Consider the following 16,537-nt stretch of genomic DNA (forward strand, 5'->3'; position numbering starts at 1 on the left):
TCCCTGTAGAAAAATGGAAAAGAACAGCAACAGAACCGTTCAGTTAAGCTTTTATAGTGTACTGATTTTCGTACCGGATGACTATGCTTGAGCGCGCTTCTTAGTGCGTTTTGTAGCGATTATCGGCAACAGCCCAAGTAAGGCGAGAATTATCGCGCCCCAGTTGCCTATGGTGTTAAAGATAGTGGAGCCCTGAACACCATAAACATTGGTAGATAGCGTCGTTGCTTTAAACTGCGGTGCTAACGCAAGGTAGTTGCCGTGCTCGTCAACCGCGGCTGTAACTCCGTTGTTGGTCGCTCTTAGTAAAGGTTTCCCCAGCTCCATAGCGCGCATACGGGCTATTTGCATATGTTGCCAGGGGCCGTGAGAGTCACCAAACCAGGTGTCATTGCTAATAGTGACCAGATAATCTGTATCATCGTAGGTATTGCTTCGCACTTGTCCTGCAAAAGCAATTTCATAGCAAATAGCCATGGCAAGGTTGCTACCGTTAGCCTCGAGGTTGGGTTGCTGGTATCCGCCACGACTGAACGACGACATAGGTAAATTGAATAGCGGGGCTAACGGACGCAGAAGGTTCTCAAAAGGAACGAATTCACCAATGGGAAGCAGTTGATGTTTCTGATAACGGTTGGTGTTGCCATAACTGTAGCTCTCATTGTCCAGAACAATAACGGAGTTGTAAAAATCGTCGTTGAGTCTGTCGTAATCAATAATGCCGGTAACTAAGGCGGAGTCATTAATACTGGCAGATTGCTCAACAGTATTGAGGACATCACTTGCATAGGGTTCGAGGGCGGTAATCGCCGATTCCGGCCAAATAACCAAGTCGTGATTAAATTTAGGGCGGGTTAAATCCAGATAGCGTAAAATATTTGGCCATTGTTGTTCCGCCTGCCATTTTAACGATTGCTGAATATTACCCTGAACCAGTAATACTGACATGGATTCGGTTTTTCTCTCTGTCGGTTGTATTTTAGGAAATACTACAGCGCAGGTGAGAAAAATGAGCGGTATTAACAGCGGCGCCGGTTTTTTGAACCGCAAAGCCATAACTATGCTGAGCGCTGCGAACCATAAAGCGACGGTGATACCTGTTTCACCAAGAACCGGGGCCAATCCGCCAAATACGCCGTCAGTTTGACTATACCCCAGGCTTAGCCATGGGAAACCTGTAAATAGCCAGCCCCGTAGCAATTCCGCAATGAGCCAGAAAAACGGCAAACTGAAACGCCAGGCAAACTTACGGTGAGAGAGTTTTTGCCAACACCAAAATGCCAGTGCAGGGAATAGTGACAGGTAAGCAAACAGCAGAACCAATAACAGCAGCGTGACCGGTACCGGCACACCGCCATATTGATCGATGCTGACATATATCCAGCTTAGGCCAGCGGCAAACCAACCCATTCCAAAGATAAAACCAGCTCTGAATGCCCGTTTAGGCGCTAAAGGCCAAATAACACCAACCACAATAGGCAAGACAATAAAAGGCAGCCAATGCCAGTGGAACGGTGAGTAAGCGAGCGTTAGAACTGCACCGCAAAGTAACAAGAGCACGGAGCGTGTGATGCCCCCCGAAAGCTTCATCATTACTGTTCGGACTCCGGTGAGCCATCGTCATCTGAGTTCAGACTAACTTGTAACTGCTGAATACGTCTTTTGTCGGCGTTTGTGACACGAAAGGTCATATTACCTAAAGTGACTTCTTCACCTGCCTGAGGCAGGTGCCCGAAACCATGAGCAACAAGTCCGCCAACAGTGTCGTGCTCTTCATCGCTGAAGTTGGTATTAAAGTACTGATTAAAGTCCTCGATGGTTGTAAGGGCTTTAATGGAATAGCGGCTTTGGCTAAGACGACGGATATTGTTTTTGTCGTCATCACCCTGAGCGTCCGTTTCGTCTTCAATTTCTCCGACAATCTCTTCCAGAATATCTTCTATAGTGACCAAACCAGACACGCCACCGTATTCATCAACCACAATGGCCATATGATAACGGTTAGAGCGGAATTCTTTGAGGAGTACATCGACCCGTTTACTCTCAGGAACGATTACCGCAGGTCGCATCACTTTCTCAAGTGAAAACACCTCTTCTGTCATGTTAAAGCCGTAGCTCAGCAAATCTTTTGCTAACAGAATACCTTCAACGTGATCTTTGTTGTCTGTGACAACAGGGTAACGACTGTGTTGAGAATCGATAACGATGGGGAGGAATTCGTCCACGCCTTGATGAATGTCAATGGTGACCATTTGTGAGCGTGGAATCATGATGTCGCGTACTTTGAGTTCTGCAACGTCAAGCACGCCTTCAATCATTTCTCTGGTATCGTTGTCTATCAGGTCGCGATCTTCAGCGTCCTGAATTAAATCGACGAGTTCTTCTCTGCTTTTCGGCTCACCAGCAAATACTTGCAGCAGTTTTGCTGCCCAGGATTTTCCCGACGAGCCGTTGGCTGAGTGGGGGTTGTCGTCGCTCATTGAGTGTTAAGCTCCATATTGTCTATCGGTTGATACGGGTCTGAGATGTTCAGACTCGCTAAGATGTTACGTTCAATTTGTTCCATTTCTTCTGCTTCGTTGTCGTCAATATGATCGTAACCTAATAAATGCAGAGTACCGTGTATGACCATATGCGTCCAGTGAGCAATCGCTGACTTTTGTTGCTCCTGCGCTTCTTTTTCTACAACGCTTTGGCAGATCACTAAATCACCTAAAAGTGTGACAGGTAATTCTACCGGGCTATTGAAAGGGAAGGATAAAACATTGGTTGCATAGTCTTTACCACGAAACTCATTATTCAGTTCCTGGGCTTCCCGTTCAGCGACAATGCGTATTGTTAGTTCAACCGCTTTGCTGTCTTGTTGGAGGTAATCCAATGTTGTTGAAACCCAGGCGCGTACGGCGTCTTCATCAGGAGCATCAGTAACGCCATCAGCGAGTTGGTAATCCAGTGTCAAATCAGCCATTAGTTTTTGTCAAAATCCTCGTAGGCTTGCACAATTCGTTGCACCACAGGATGTCGAACAACATCACCTGCCTGGAAGAAAGTAAAGCTAATGTCAGGGACTTTATTGAGAACTTCAATGGCGTGTCTCAAGCCTGAGCGCTGCCCACGGGGTAAATCAACCTGAGTAATGTCTCCGGTAATAACAGCTCGTGAATTAAAGCCGATACGAGTAAGAAACATCTTCATTTGTTCACAAGTCGTATTCTGGCTCTCATCTAAAATGATAAAAGCATCGTTAAGCGTACGTCCTCGCATATAAGCTAAAGGCGCAACCTCAATAACGTTACGCTCAATCAATTTTTCAACTTTTTCAAAGCCGAGCATTTCAAACAAGGCGTCGTACAAAGGGCGTAAGTATGGATCCACTTTTTGGGCTAAGTCACCGGGTAAGAACCCCAGCTTTTCGCCTGCTTCAACCGCTGGGCGAGTCAGAAGGATACGACGCACTTCCTGACGCTCTAAAGCATCCACCGCGCAAGCCACAGCCAGATAAGTTTTACCGGTACCGGCCGGACCAATACCAAAGTTAACGTCATGAGCTAAAATGGCACGAACGTAACCGGCCTGGTTATGGTTACGGGGCTTGATTAGACCCCGCTTTGTTTTAATGTGAGTCATTTTTTCTGCGGCAGGGTCACCTTGTTCATCGTTTTGCTCAAGCACTTTTGCTTGTTGAATAGCAAGGTGGACTTGCTCGGGCTCAATGCGACCTTCTTTTCCTTTTACGGTTGCGGTTTCAATGTACAAATCAAGCAGAAGCTTGTGCACAGCAGAAACGCTGGAGGCATTGCCGATTAATCGAAATTGATGGCCGCGATGCGTGATCTCGACACCCAGGCGGCGCTCAATGTGCTTCAGATTTTCATCTAAAGGGCCGCAGAGATCGGAAAGCCGACGTGAATCCGTCGGCTCTAGCTCAAAATCAAGTGTCTGTGTTTGTGGACTCAATCGTTTCCTCTTTACTTAACTGGCTTGTCGAGGCATTTGAACGACGCCCAGATCATCAGGCTCGCTCGACTTTCCTCGTTGTAAAATAGTTTCCGGCGCTGTATCAATACGCAGCCCCATATCCGCTTCTTCACGAATTAGCTCGCCCCGTAACGAATTAGGAAGCACTTCGGTGATGCGTACATCGACGAACTGTCCAATCATATGGGGTTGACCGACAAAGTTTACAACCCTGTTATTCTCGGTACGCCCGGTAAGTTCCATCGGGTTCTTTTTCGATGGGCCGGTCACCAGAATACGCTGCTCTGTTTCCAGCATACGGCGTGCATGCGCCATAGATTGCTGATTCAGGCGTTGCTGTAACAACTGCAAGCGCTCTTTCTTGGTTTCTTCACTAATATCATCAGGTAAGTCAGCCGCTGGTGTTCCCGGGCGTGCACTGTAAATAAAGCTGAAGCTCATATCGAAGTCAATAGTCTGGATAAGATCCATCGTTGCTTCAAAGTCTGCGTTGCTTTCGCCCGGAAAACCAATAATAAAGTCCGATGACATAGCAATGTCTGGTCGCGCTTTCTTTAAAGCACGAATTTTTGATTTGTATTCCAGTGCGGTGTGTCCACGCTTCATCATGGTTAAAATTCGGTCTGAACCACTTTGAACCGGTAAATGTAAATGACTGACCAGCTCAGGAATGGTTTTATAGGCTTCGATGATGTCATCGGTAAACTCGACCGGATGAGAGGTGGTGTAACGAATGCGATCAATACCATCGATTGCGGCAACGATATGCAGCAATTCAGCAAAGCGGCAAACAGCACCGTCGTAGTGTTCTCCACGGTATGCATTAACGTTTTGGCCTAAGAGATTTACTTCGCGAACGCCTTGTTCAGCCAACTGAGCTATTTCATAAATAACGTCATCAACGGGGCGACTGACTTCTTCGCCACGCGTATAAGGTACGACACAGAAAGAGCAGTACTTACTGCAACCTTCCATAATGGAAACAAAGGCACTGGCGCCATCGGCTTTGGGTTCAGCCAGCCGGTCAAACTTCTCAATTTCCGGAAAAGAGACATCTACCATGGGGGCGTGAGTTTCAGTGACCTGGTTTACCATTTCCGGTAAGCGGTGCAGAGTCTGAGGCCCGAAGATAATATCGACAAAAGGAGCGCGTGCGCGGATTTCATTGCCTTCCTGAGAAGCAACGCAGCCACCAACCCCGATTAATAAATTGGGGTTGTTCTTTTTCAGGTTTTTCCAACGCCCTAACTGATGAAACACCTTTTCCTGAGCCTTTTCGCGGATGGAACAGGTATTCAGCAGAATTAAATCTGCGTCTTCAGCTTCTTCGGCAACATCGTAGCCGTGGGTTGAGTGCAGCAATTCTGCCATTTTAGCAGAATCGTACTCGTTCATTTGGCAACCCCAGGTTTTGATATATAGCTTCTTACTCATGACCACTCGATGGTTGATTGATTTCGTTTAAGGCGCTTATTTTATCGCGTATTGGAGCAGATTGCCAAGTTTGAAATGATTAACTTTTGCGCCGCGTTCGAATAGCAAAATAGCCTGCAACAACAATGATTAACGCACCCCATAACATGTGCCAGGCAAGTTCTTCCCCGAACAGCCAGTAACCCAGCAATGCCGCAAATAGAACTGAGCTGTAGGTAAACACCCCAACTTTAGCCGGTGGAGCTATGGAAAAGGCTTTGGTCATTGCTAACTGGCCGTAAACTGCAAGCAGGCCCATAGCAATAACACCAACCCAGTGTTGTGTGGGTATAGGCTGCCATAGCCATAGTAAAGGAATGCCGGATGCGATTGTGGCCAGAGTAGAAAAATAGAACACGATTTTACTTGTCGACTCGGTGTCAGACATACGCCGAATGACAGTTTTGGTGAATGCAGCTAATGCGGCCGCCAAAAAGGCTAATCCAATAACCGGAGAGAGTTCGCTGTTCATGGGGTCAAGAAATATGAAAACACCAATGAAACCCAGTGCTATAGCCAGCCAGGTTTGTCGGGCTACATAGTCGCGTAGCCAGAGCCAGCCGATAACCGGAATTAAAAAGGGTGATAGCAACAGCACCAATGTGGCCTGCGCTAACGGGATAGTGGCAATGGCATAGAAGAACAAATACATTGCCGCTATGCCTGCGGCGCCACGAACAAGGTGCAGTCTTAAGCGCTGTGTTTTTAGGTTGCCGGCTCCCTTGCGCCATAGCCAGGGGAGCAGTACAAGAAAAGCGGTCAGGTTTCGAAAAAAGACCAGTTGCTCAAAAGGTTGGTCTTTACTGATGTATTTTACCAGGGCACTGACACCAGCGAAGCTGGCCTCAGCACTTAAAATAAGCAATGAGGCAATAATCACAGCTTTTTGTGTACTTTCCCTGGCCTGCATAAAAACTACTCTGAACATCGTCTAATTGGCTATGATAACGGAAATTAACCCTTAGATGTGTTATTTATAAGGGCTAGCGGCAAATACCCCAAGTGAGAGCATAGACATGGAACAGCTATCAGTATTAATTAACGGCGGCGGAATGGTCGGGGCGGCAGCAGCGTTAGCTTTTGCTCAGAAAGGCGCGCAGGTGACTTTGCTGGAGCCAAAACCGCCAAGTGTTGAGGAAAATACTGATCCCGAATGGGACTTACGCATATCTTCGGTGAATAACAGTAATTGGCAGTGGTTGCTGGGGCTGGGCATTGGGGAAGATGTCCGGCATTCACGGGTGTTTGATTATGACCGCTTAACGGTCACATCGATAAGCGGAACGAGCTTATCTTTTCATGCTGACGAAGCCGGTCTTTCAAAATTGGGCGTCATGGTTGAAAACAACGCTTTGCAACAGGCGCTGTGGGCTCAACTACGGGCTTTGAAAAATGTGAGTTTGATAACCGATGACAAACTTGAAGGGTTTGATACATTATCCCGCACGGCCTTTTTAAACAAAGGCGAACATCTGAATTATGATTTACTGCTCGGCTGTGACGGCGCTCACTCTAAAGTAGCGCAAGCTGCAGGTATTGATTACAGAGGGTGGGATTATGATCAACGATGCTTACTGGCAAATGTTCGTGTTGAAAAGCCGATAGCGGCTGAAACCTGGGAAGTGTTTCGTTCTCAGGGGCCTTATGCATTGTTACCGCTGACAGAGAATCAGGCTTGCTTAATTGATTACAGTAAACGTGATGACATCACTGCGTTAGAAAAAGATAAGCGAGCACTTGAGTCTCACTTAAAACAGACGTTTGCGCCGCATATTGGTGACTTTAAATTATTAAAGAGTGCCAGCTTTGCTCTGCAGAGAAAGCATGCGTGTCATTATGTTAAAGACGGCTCTGTTGTTCTATTAGGTGATGCTGCTCACAGTATTCATCCAATGGCCGGGCAGGGGGTTAACCTGGGTTTTGCCGATGTCCGCTGTCTGATTGAAACCTTAGAGCAATACTCGCAAAGCACCGCACTCGTTGAATATGAGCGAACCCGTCGGCGTGAAAATGCAAAAATGATGCGAATGATGGATGCGATACAGTTTGGCTGGCGAAACAGTAACCCTATAATGCAGCTGGCAACGTCAGCATCATTGAAAGTAGCGGGTGTACCCTGGGTTAAGCGTTGGTTGTTGCAGCAGGCTGTCGGTAAGTAACAGGCACAAAAAAACCACCTTAAGGTGGCCTTTCTGTTTTTCCACTCTTACTTGAGCAGAATAACACTCGAGTAATGTGGTGCGGAGGGGGGGACTTGAACCCCCACGTCCTTGCGGACACTAGCACCTGAAGCTAGCGCGTCTACCAATTCCGCCACCACCGCAACAGTAGTTAGTATGGCTGGGGCACCAGGGATCGAACCTGGGAATCGCGGGATCAAAACCCGCTGCCTTACCGCTTGGCTATGCCCCATCCTACTAGGACTGCAATCACTTTTTGGAAACAACTAATGGCTGGGGCACCAGGGATCGAACCTGGGAATCGCGGGATCAAAACCCGCTGCCTTACCGCTTGGCTATGCCCCAATCTTAGCTGCTCTGAGAGTTGGTGCGGACGGAGAGACTTGAACTCTCACGCCGTGAGGCACTGGAACCTAAATCCAGCGTGTCTACCAATTCCACCACGTCCGCATCATAATCAGTTAAAGGTTGGTGGCTACGGCGAGATTCGAACTTGCGACCCCAGCATTATGAGTGCTGTGCTCTAACCAGCTGAGCTACGTAGCCATACCTTTTTACTTACCGCTCTCTGTGAGTGCGGCGCGTATTATGCAAATCGCTCCGCAGCCCGTCAACCTATTTTTGATAAAAAACGAGATTAACGGGCGCGTTTGAGCAAAAAAACAGTGATTTGTTTAAAAAGACATCAAATCACCAAGGAAGGCCTTCACCGTTGCTATGGAAAAACTGACCTGTGGTATCCAAACTTAGTTCATCAATACGTTGAATTAAGCGCTCTGCTGCGGTTTCAGCAGGAATATCGCCGGCATGATTCACCATATCGGTTTGTACGAAGCCTGGGTGCAGCAAAACAACAGAAATTCCCTGATCTTTTAAGTCTAGGGATAAAGATTTTCCCGCCGCATTCAATGCCGCTTTTGACATACGGTAACCATAGCGACTGCCGGAACCATTATCGGCAATAGACCCCATTCGGCTGGTAATCATTGCTACTTTGCTGCCTTCTTTTAAGTTGGGCAGCAGAGCTTCAGTGACACGCAGAGGCGCCAGAGCGTTCACCTCAAATTGGGCGCGAATATTACCAGCGTCAAGTTCTCCTAGTACGTCTTTGTGCAGCAAGCCTGCGTTATTCACCAGTATATCGATCTTTTTATCGCCTAAAGTTTCAGAAAGGCGAAGAAGATCCGATGCTTTAGTCACATCTATGCCTTCAACAATATCGACATCCAGCTCCGTTAGTTGTTTTGAATTGTTACGACAAACCGCAGTAACTTTATAGCCCTGTTTGGCATATTGGCGTGCAAATTCGTAGCCTATACCGCGGTTTGCTCCGGTAATCAGAACTTCTTTTTGACTCATTTTGTACTCCACATATTAACTGCGTTACTCGTTAACGCCGCCTTCGGTTAGTTTTTTGGGGTCCAGTAACTGTTCAAGTTTATCCCGACCTAAGTCTGTCATTTCGTCCGCAACGTCAATAATCGCGCGCCCATCTTTATAAGCCGTTTTGGCTATTTCAGCGGCTTTATTGTAGCCAATAACCGGGTTAAGAGCGGTAACCAGAATGGGGTTTTTAGACAGTGCCTGCTCGAGACGCTTTTCATTAACTTCAAAATCAGCAATGGCTTTACTGGCCAGGGCGTTGCAACTGTTGCTCAGTAAATCAATGGACTGGAGTAAATTGTAACCAATAACCGGCAGCATTACGTTTAACTGAAAGTTTCCCTGCTGGGCCGCTGTTGTCACTGTTGTGTGATTGCCATTAACCTGAGCTGCAACCATTGCCACTGCTTCGGGTATTACCGGGTTCACTTTACCCGGCATAATACTGCTTCCGGGCTGTAATGCGGTGAGCTGAATTTCGCCTAATCCGGCCAGTGGTCCGCTGTTCATCCAGCGCAAGTCGTTACTGATTTTAAGTAGCGTTGTCGCCAGTGTATTCAGTTGGGCCGAAAGCTGTAAATTGACTTCCTGCCCTGCGATACCGGTAAAGGGGTTAGCCGAAGGCTTGAATTGACTGCCACTTACCTGGGTTAATGCGTCGGCAAATTCGGCGGCAAATTTTTTGGGCGCATTGATACCTGTACCTATGGCTGTTCCACCTTGAGGAAGGATACGACTGCGTTGCAGTAATTGCGGAAGCTGCTCCGTTGTGACTTCCAGTTGGCCCGCCCAGGCTTCTAATTCTTGCGCCATGGTCATAGGCATGGCATCCATCAAATGCGTTCTGCCTGTCTTTACAACATCCCGTAATTCAATGGCTTTGCTTCTGATGGTGTCAACTAACTGCTTTAATGCCGGCTCTAACTGTTTTTCGACTGCCAGAACACTAGCAATTTGAATGGCAGTAGGAATAACATCGTTACTCGACTGACTTTGATTGACGTGGTCGTTGGGGTGAATGTCCAGCCCTTGCTGCTTTGCTAAATTTGCAATGACTTCATTGGCGTTCATGTTAGAGCTTGTGCCGGAGCCTGTTTGGAATACATCAACCGGAAAGTGTTCGAGATGTTTTCCATCAATGATTTCCTGAGCGGCTTTCTCAATAGCGTCGGCATGTTTTTGGTCTAACTGCCCGATTTTAGCGTTAGCCCTTGCCGCACTGGCTTTTACCATTGCTATGGCTTGTATCATCTTAGCCGGCAGAGTGAGCCCACTAATGGAAAAGTTATCAACTGCGCGCTGAGTTTGCGCGGCGTAAAGTGCATTTTGGGGGACTTTGATTTCGCCCATGCTGTCTTTTTCTGTGCGATAATCCTGGCTCATGAGTATCCCTCCTGTCATCGAGCTTACGAGTAAAAGCGTCTATGCCTAACCTACCAAAAATGAACCATAGTGGATCATTAGTACGTACTCCAATCATAGCGCAGTTTGTTTTTTTCGGTTACGTTACAGTTGAACGTATTAAGTTATTGTCGGGGGTTGGTGTGAAGCATGTAATTGCTGCTTTTTTATTGACGGTTTTAAGTGTCCAGTATGTGTCTGCCGAGACTTTAAAAGTGAAATTGGTTGATGCAAAGGGTCAGCCGTTAGTTAATGCCGCGCTATTAATTGATAGCCAAAAAGATAAGTTTAATGAAAATAATGAAGCGATTGTTGATCAGGTGGATAAACAGTTTACTCCCACCGTCAGTGCTGTAAAAAGGGGCACGGATGTTGTATTCCCTAACAGCGATAATATTCGACACCACGTGTATTCGTTTTCTGAAGCTAAGAATTTTGAGTTAAAACTGTATTCAGACAAAGAGCAGCCAAGCGTTAACTTTGATAAAGAAGGTATTGTGACTCTGGGTTGTAATATCCATGATCAGATGATTGCTTACGTTCTGGTAAGTAATGACTATGACGTCGTTGTGACCGATGAGCAAGGTCTGGCTGAGCTTAACCTCTCTGAAGGTGAGAGTCTGGAAGAGGTGAGGGTATGGCATTACTGGATGGGCGATGATTTATCTCAAGCTCAGAACATTGCATTAGCGGCTAATGGAGAGGAGCTCACCGGACAAGTTCGGGTATCTGCGCCTCAGCAGGAAGAAAAAGAGCCTTCTCGTTTAGAACAGCGATTTAACCGTAAAGGGAACCAATGATCACACGGTTTAGAACTCGCTTAATTATTATTCTTGCCGGTTTGGTAGCCGGCGCTTTATTGGTTGCCTTAGCGGCGGTGTGGGTTGCAACGGAGAACCAGCTGGAACGCTCAATTGAACGAGAGCTGAGTGTCAGTGAAAAGGTATTCCGCGAACTGCTCGATAGCCGCAGCACTCAGCTACTTCAGGCGGCTGAAGTTCTTACCGATGACTTTGGATTTAAGCGGGCGGTATCCTCTAAAGACAGAGAGACCATTATTTCGGCGTTAGTGAACCACGGTGAACGGATAGAAGCCGAATTAATGGTACTGCAAACACCCGACGGGAAAGAAATTGCTTCATCACATGCCTTCGATGAGTTGCGTATTAACCCTCGTGCGGCCGGTTCAAACCGAGAGTTAGCCGTAGTGGAAGACGAGCTCTTTCAATTAGTTACTGTGCCCGTGAATGCGCCTAATTTAATTGCGTGGGCAACGCTTGGCTTTGAGGTTGATTCTGAATTGGCTGAGGAGTTAAAAAGTCTGGCTAATGCTGATATCAGTTTGTGGCTGGAGAGCTCTAACGATGTTCTCGCCTCAAGCCTATCGCAGCCGAAGGTTTCCTCTTTGTCGGAAACCTTGACTCAAAGTAACGGAATTTTGGATGCCTGGTTACTAAACAATGATTTTGCCGGTAATGAAGTCATCCTTAATCTTGACTCGGGCGACGCTGTTCATGTTGTGCTGACGACATCTTTGAGCGCTGCAACCGAGGAGTTTACACGGCTGCGTTGGCAGATTGTTTTAATTGCCATTGCCGCTTTGGTTGTCGCTATGTTGTTAGCTGTCATTATTGCGCGCGGCGTGTCACGCCCATTGCAGCAGTTGTCAGGAGCCGCGAAGAAACTGCAGCAAGGCGACTACAGTGAAACGAATTTGTCATTAAATGATGATGAGTTCGGTAAGCTCGCTGACACTTTTGGTAGCATGCGAAAGGCTATTTCTGAGCGTGAACAGCGTATTTCTTATCAGGCATCTCATGATCACCTAACTAACTTACCTAACCGACGGTTTTTCCGAAAAGAGTTGGAGAAGCTGCTACATGCGAATAACAGTGGCTGTTTATTATTGTTAAATATTCGACAGTTCCGTGTTTTGAATGACAGTGTTGGTCAGGAAATTGGCGATGATATTTTGCGGCAATTGTCAGACCGTTTACGGCAGTGCTGCGCAAATTCAACCTTGTTAGCGAGAGTCGGTGGTGATGAGTTTGCTATTTTGTACTCTTTCGAACAATTAGCATTTGAATTAAACAGCAACGTAAATCAATTAGAGGCGTTTCTTAAGTCGCCGTTTAAAGTAGGGGACAGTGACTATCGTCTGGCTTTTAATTTAGGTGTTGTTTGTTTTCCCGAACAAGGCGCAGAGGTTGATTTATTGATTCGACGCGCGCAGGTCAGTGTACAACAAGCGAAACTTCAGCAGAGCTTCTACGTAGAGTATCAGCAAGGGCTGGATGAGCAGCACATGAGACGCCTGCAAATTATAGAGTCGTTAAAAGACGCCGTAAAAGATGAAGAGCTGCATCTGGTGTTACAGCCTAAGATTAACTGTCAGAGCGGCACCGTCGTGGGTGCTGAAGTACTTTTAAGATGGCAGAGTGAGAAGCTGGGCTTTGTTGGCCCTGATGAGTTTATTCCTTTGGCAGAGCAGTCGGGAGCTATTACCGATTTAACAGACTGGGTCTGCAGGCAGTCTGTGGAGCTGCTCCGTAACTGGGAACAGCAAGGAAAAACTCTCAAACTGAGTATTAATTTATCGACGGTTGACCTGTTAAGTGACGCCCTACCTCTATTGTTTGAGCAATTGATAAAAGGTTTCCCTCAGTTACCGCAGCGGCTGGTTCTGGAAGTGACGGAAAGTGCCGTTATGCAGGACCCTGAAAAAGCGATTGCCCGGCTGGAAACCCTCAAGCGCCTCGGCTTTTCTATTTCTATTGATGATTATGGCACCGGACATTCATCCCTGGCCCAATTACGTAGACTGCCTGTGGAAGAACTTAAAGTTGACAGGGCGTTTGTGCAGTATTTGAGTGAAGAGGCTATGGATGAATCCATTGTCCGTTCAACGATTCAGCTAGCCCATGAATTGGGTCTTCGAGTGGTTGCAGAAGGTGTTGAAGATGAAGCCAGTTGGAAGGTACTGCAATCGCTGCAGTGCGATGAATTGCAAGGCTACTATTTTAGCAAGCCCTTAGCTATTTCAGATTTTAAGAATTACTTAACCGACCATGAGTTAAAAGAATGAAAATGAATATAAGAGACTCTTTAGTGTATGGAAGCCGCTTTATTTTGGCTGGTGTTTTGCTTTTTAGCTCTGCTACGTTCGCGGACCAGGGAACAAGACTATTAGCAACAGGGGGCGCCAGTACGTTAGAAGGAGCCGGGGGAGGCGGTATAGTCCCCTGGGCAACATTAAGCAGTTACGCAGGGAAAGGTCAATTTGGTGCTACGGTCAATTTAAGTGAAGTTGCTGTAGATGACTTTCGGTTAAGCGTACAGGGCGCCAGTGTCAGTTGGAATAACCGAATAGAATTGTCGTACGCGGAACAAACATTTGATCTGTCCACTATTGGTGGTGAGCTTAGTCAAAGTATTCTTGGTGCTAAAGTACGTTTGGCCGGCGACCTCATTTACGGCGATTTACCTCAAGTCAGTGTGGGCGCGCAGCACAAAAAGAACAATGACTATGCATTGCCTTCAGCCGTTGGTTCTCAGGATGACAGCAGTGTTGACTGGTATGTCAGTGCCGCAAAAGCCTGGTTGGATGGGCCTTTTCATCGTACCTGGGTCGCAAACTTAACCTTGCGTTCAAGCAAGGCGAATCAACTGGGTTTGTTGGGCTTTGGCGGAGACAAAGAAAACAGCAGGGACTGGCTGGCGGAAGCGTCGGTAGCGGCTTTTTTGAACCGTTATTGGGCTGTGGGTATTGAATACCGCCAGAAGCCCGATAATTTAAACTTCGCTGAAGAGCAGGACTGGAAAGATCTTTTTGTCGCTTACTTCCCAAATAAACACGTATCCGTTGTTGGCGCTTACACTGACTTAGGTTCAATAGCGGGACTCGATGATCAAACCGGCTGGTATTTGTCTGTTCAGGCAGCTTTTTAAGGAGAAATTATGAGAATAGGTGTGTTACTGGCGGTGTTATTATTTGCTCCGCTTTCAATTGCCCAGAACTTGTATCAGCAGCTGGGAGAGAAAGAGGGTATTGAAACCGTTGTCGAAGAAATGCTTTACAGAGTGGGTGGCGATGACCGTATAGCTCATCATTTTACTGATGTGGACATTATGCGGGTGCATAAACTGATTAGTGAACAAATATGTGACGTTAGTGGTGGTCCATGTGACTACAGCGGAGATGATATGAAAACTTCGCATCGCAACATGGGCGTTACTAACGCGGACTTCAATGCGCTGGTGGAGCACCTAATAGCGGCAATGGAAAAGCATGATATACCGGTTGCGGCTCAGAATCAGTTACTGGGTCTGCTGGCGCCAATGCATGGCGATATTGTAGAAAACTAAAGGTACAGGGAAAAGATTGTGGCCCGCTCTGTGCGAGCCACCAATTGCTTATTAAACGTTAAAGCGGAAGTGAATAACATCGCCGTCTTTAACGATGTACTCTTTTCCTTCTAAACGCCATTTACCGGCATCTTTTGCACCTTGCTCACCATTGTTGGCAATGTAGTCGTCATACCCAACGATTTCGGCACGAATAAAGCCTTTTTCAAAATCGGTGTGAATTCGCCCGGCTGCCTGAGGTGCTGTTGAGCCTACTTTCACTGTCCAGGCGCGAACTTCTTTTACGCCGGCAGTGAAGTATGTGTGCAGGTTTAATAGCTCGTAGCCACCACGAATAACGCGGTTCAAACCTGGCTCGTCCTGACCCAGTTCGCTCAAAAACTCTTCTTTGTCAGCTTCGTCCAGTTCGGCTATTTCTGATTCAATAGCAGCACACACGGGAACAACAACAGCGTTTTCGGTTGCCGCAATTTCACGTACTTTATCCAGGTGTGGGTTGTTTTCAAAACCGTCTTCGTTGACGTTGGCAATGTACATGGTTGGCTTTAAAGTCAGCAAGTTGTAAGAGCGAATGGTTGCACGCTCATCTTTGCTGAGCTCTACAGAGCGGGCCATTTTACCTTCATCAAGTGCCGGCTTGAGTTTCTCCAGTACCGCAATTTCTGCTTTGGCCTGTGCGTCACCACCTTTCGCTTTTTTACTCAGACGGTACAAAGACTTATCAACAGAGTCTAAGTCGGCGAGTGCCAATTCGGTGTTAATGGTGTCGATGTCATCAGCAGGATCAATTCCACCGCTGACATGCACAATATTGTCGTCTTCAAAGCAGCGCACGACATGACCAATAGCGTCGGTTTCGCGGATGTTTGCTAAAAACTGGTTCCCTAAACCTTCACCTTTTGAAGCGCCTTTAACTAACCCGGCGATATCAACAAATTCCATGGTTGTTGGAATCACGCGCTCGGGATTGACGATAGCGGCTAATTTATCCAGGCGAGGATCAGGAACAGGAACGACACCCGTATTCGGTTCGATGGTACAGAATGGAAAATTTGCAGCTTCAATGCCTGCCTTTGTCAGTGCGTTGAAAAGTGTGGATTTACCCACGTTTGGTAAACCAACGATACCACATCGAAATCCCATGAGAATTTAGCCTTTCTGTTCAGGGCGGTAGCTGTGCAGACGCTGCAGTGCAGGTCCCCAGCCGTCCACCATTAATGTGTCGATACTGCGGCTGGCTTCATCGATACAATCATCGATAAGCCGCTGTTCATTTGCTGAGGCTTTGCCTAAAACAAAACCCGTAACTTTCGTTTTATCGCCCGGGTGGCCAATACCAATGCGCAGTCGCATAAAGTCCTGGCTGCCCGTCTGGGCAATAATGTCTTTAATTCCGTTGTGCCCGCCGGCACCTCCACCTTTCTTAAACTTTGCAACGCCAGGGGGTAAGTCGAGCTCATCGTATGCCACTAGTATTTCGTTAGCCGGTATTTTATAAAAGTTAGCCAACGCCGCCACAGAGAAACCGCTGCGGTTCATAAAATTTTGTGGTAGTACAATGCGAAGATCATGAGCGCCTTGCTGCCAGCGTCCGATCAGGGCTTTGCTTTTTGTATCAGGGGAAAGTGTAATTGCGTGGCGTCTGCAGAAGTCTTCGACTAACCAGAAACCAGCGTTGTGGCGAGTTCGTTCATACTCGGGGCCCGGATTACCCAGGCCCACAAGTAGTTTTACTTCAGTTCCCATAACAGGAGACT

Annotated in this window: 15 protein-coding genes and 5 tRNA genes; 5 read left to right on the forward strand and 15 right to left on the reverse strand. The window is 47.1% G+C overall.

What is annotated here, in order from left to right; all coding sequences use genetic code 11:
• Positions 1–81 precede the first annotated feature (81 nt).
• The 6 genes from lnt to K5X84_RS04485 all read right to left on the reverse strand — a co-directional run bounded on the left by lnt (position 82) and on the right by K5X84_RS04485 (position 6,361).
• Positions 82–1,593 (reverse strand): apolipoprotein N-acyltransferase, encoded by a 1,512-nt coding sequence (gene lnt, locus K5X84_RS04460; protein WP_054487115.1) that lies wholly within the window; start codon positions 1,591–1,593, stop codon positions 82–84.
• A complete protein-coding gene (gene corC, locus K5X84_RS04465; protein ID WP_054487117.1) occupies positions 1,593–2,480 on the reverse strand; it encodes a CNNM family magnesium/cobalt transport protein CorC in 888 nt (295 codons plus the stop codon). Before corC ends, lnt begins: the two co-directional genes overlap by 1 nt.
• The gene (ybeY, locus tag K5X84_RS04470) at positions 2,477–2,968 is read right to left on the reverse strand and encodes an rRNA maturation RNase YbeY (protein ID WP_199494441.1); all 492 of its coding nucleotides are present in this window, start codon (positions 2,966–2,968) and stop codon (positions 2,477–2,479) included. The genes corC and ybeY overlap by 4 nt, the downstream gene beginning before the upstream one ends.
• Positions 2,968–3,957: a PhoH family protein gene (locus K5X84_RS04475; RefSeq protein ID WP_054487120.1), complete on the reverse strand. Its 990-nt coding sequence runs from the start codon at positions 3,955–3,957 to the stop codon at positions 2,968–2,970. The genes ybeY and K5X84_RS04475 overlap by 1 nt, the downstream gene beginning before the upstream one ends.
• Positions 3,958–3,972: 15 nt before the next feature.
• Positions 3,973–5,412 carry a tRNA (N6-isopentenyl adenosine(37)-C2)-methylthiotransferase MiaB gene (gene miaB, locus K5X84_RS04480; protein ID WP_199496384.1) on the reverse strand — a complete coding sequence of 480 codons (1,440 nt, stop codon included), beginning with the start codon at positions 5,410–5,412 and terminating at the stop codon, positions 3,973–3,975.
• Between the two features lie 79 nt (positions 5,413–5,491).
• The gene (locus K5X84_RS04485; RefSeq protein ID WP_054487123.1) at positions 5,492–6,361 is read right to left on the reverse strand and encodes a DMT family transporter; all 870 of its coding nucleotides are present in this window, start codon (positions 6,359–6,361) and stop codon (positions 5,492–5,494) included.
• Between the two features lie 106 nt (positions 6,362–6,467).
• On the opposite strand from K5X84_RS04485, the gene K5X84_RS04490 reads away from it, so the two are divergent.
• Positions 6,468–7,610, forward strand: a complete 1,143-nt coding sequence (locus K5X84_RS04490; RefSeq protein WP_222236776.1) for an FAD-dependent monooxygenase — start codon at positions 6,468–6,470, stop codon at positions 7,608–7,610.
• A 77-nt stretch (positions 7,611–7,687) separates the two neighbouring features.
• Here the strand turns inward: K5X84_RS04490 and K5X84_RS04495 are convergent.
• The 7 genes from K5X84_RS04495 to K5X84_RS04525 form a co-directional block, all read right to left on the reverse strand.
• Positions 7,688–7,774 (reverse strand) — tRNA-Leu (locus K5X84_RS04495).
• A gap of 14 nt (positions 7,775–7,788) precedes the next feature.
• Positions 7,789–7,863 (reverse strand) — tRNA-Gln (locus K5X84_RS04500).
• Between the two features lie 38 nt (positions 7,864–7,901).
• Positions 7,902–7,976: transfer RNA gene (locus K5X84_RS04505), tRNA-Gln, on the reverse strand.
• A 20-nt stretch (positions 7,977–7,996) separates the two neighbouring features.
• Positions 7,997–8,081, reverse strand: a tRNA-Leu gene (locus tag K5X84_RS04510).
• Positions 8,082–8,100: 19 nt separating this feature from the next.
• Positions 8,101–8,177 (reverse strand) — tRNA-Met (locus K5X84_RS04515).
• Between the two features lie 144 nt (positions 8,178–8,321).
• Positions 8,322–8,990, reverse strand: a complete 669-nt coding sequence (locus K5X84_RS04520) for an SDR family oxidoreductase (RefSeq protein WP_222236777.1) — start codon at positions 8,988–8,990, stop codon at positions 8,322–8,324.
• 24 nt (positions 8,991–9,014) lie between these two features.
• Positions 9,015–10,397: a class II fumarate hydratase gene (locus K5X84_RS04525; protein WP_222236778.1), complete on the reverse strand. Its 1,383-nt coding sequence runs from the start codon at positions 10,395–10,397 to the stop codon at positions 9,015–9,017.
• A 41-nt stretch (positions 10,398–10,438) separates the two neighbouring features.
• Here K5X84_RS04525 and K5X84_RS04530 point away from each other — a divergent pair, with 41 nt between their 5' ends.
• Genes K5X84_RS04530 through K5X84_RS04545 form a run of 4 tightly spaced genes read left to right on the forward strand, consistent with a single transcriptional unit; the run spans position 10,439 to position 14,780 of the window.
• Positions 10,439–11,215 carry a methylamine utilization protein gene (locus K5X84_RS04530; protein WP_233399189.1) on the forward strand — a complete coding sequence of 259 codons (777 nt, stop codon included), beginning with the start codon at positions 10,439–10,441 and terminating at the stop codon, positions 11,213–11,215.
• Complete coding sequence (locus K5X84_RS04535) at positions 11,212–13,500, forward strand: putative bifunctional diguanylate cyclase/phosphodiesterase (protein WP_222236779.1); 2,289 nt, start codon at positions 11,212–11,214, stop codon at positions 13,498–13,500. The genes K5X84_RS04530 and K5X84_RS04535 overlap by 4 nt, the downstream gene beginning before the upstream one ends.
• A gap of 2 nt (positions 13,501–13,502) precedes the next feature.
• The gene (locus tag K5X84_RS04540) at positions 13,503–14,363 is read left to right on the forward strand and encodes a DUF3034 family protein (RefSeq protein ID WP_199494763.1); all 861 of its coding nucleotides are present in this window, start codon (positions 13,503–13,505) and stop codon (positions 14,361–14,363) included.
• Between the two features lie 9 nt (positions 14,364–14,372).
• On the forward strand, positions 14,373–14,780 hold the full coding sequence (locus K5X84_RS04545; protein ID WP_199494752.1) for a group I truncated hemoglobin: 408 nt from the start codon (positions 14,373–14,375) through the stop codon (positions 14,778–14,780).
• Positions 14,781–14,831: 51 nt separating this feature from the next.
• Here K5X84_RS04545 and ychF read toward each other — a convergent pair whose 3' ends face one another.
• On the reverse strand, positions 14,832–15,923 hold the full coding sequence (gene ychF / locus K5X84_RS04550) for a redox-regulated ATPase YchF (RefSeq protein ID WP_054487137.1): 1,092 nt from the start codon (positions 15,921–15,923) through the stop codon (positions 14,832–14,834).
• A 6-nt stretch (positions 15,924–15,929) separates the two neighbouring features.
• A complete protein-coding gene (gene pth / locus K5X84_RS04555; RefSeq protein WP_199494751.1) occupies positions 15,930–16,526 on the reverse strand; it encodes an aminoacyl-tRNA hydrolase in 597 nt (198 codons plus the stop codon).
• Between the last annotated feature and the right edge of the window lie 11 nt (positions 16,527–16,537).

Origin of the sequence: Idiomarina abyssalis (assembly GCF_019797805.1) — a bacterium.
In the GTDB taxonomy this organism is placed as follows: domain Bacteria; phylum Pseudomonadota; class Gammaproteobacteria; order Enterobacterales; family Alteromonadaceae; genus Idiomarina; species Idiomarina abyssalis.